The sequence below is a fragment of the Amycolatopsis vancoresmycina genome (assembly GCF_000716785.1).
GTDB lineage: Bacteria > Actinomycetota > Actinomycetes > Mycobacteriales > Pseudonocardiaceae > Amycolatopsis > Amycolatopsis vancoresmycina.
Map to the genome: position 1 here is coordinate 1 of NZ_JNYY01000074.1, position 295 is coordinate 295.

The following is a 295-nucleotide window of genomic DNA, read 5'->3' on the forward strand; positions in this document are numbered from 1 at the left end:
GATCCTCGCCCCGAACCGCTGCCACTCCTTCGGGTCCTGCTCGTGCTCGTCCTTCCAGAACCGGTAGCCCTCGGCGTTGCGGTCGATGATCAGCTCCGCACCCAGCTTCCGGCAGATCGCCGCCTTCTCCGGACTCGACACCACACACACGGGGATAGCGCCGCCGTTGAGCGCGTACTGCGTGGCATACGACCCCAGCCCGCCCGAGGCGCCCCAGATCAGCACGACGTCACCCTGCTTCATGTCCGCGCCGTTGCGCGAGACCAGCTGCCGGTAGGCCGTCGAGTTCACCAAC

1 pseudogene is annotated in these 295 nt (G+C 67.5%); it reads right to left on the reverse strand.

What is annotated here, in order from left to right:
- A pseudogene (locus tag OO60_RS44375) lies at positions 1-295 on the reverse strand (crotonyl-CoA carboxylase/reductase); the annotation flags it as partial.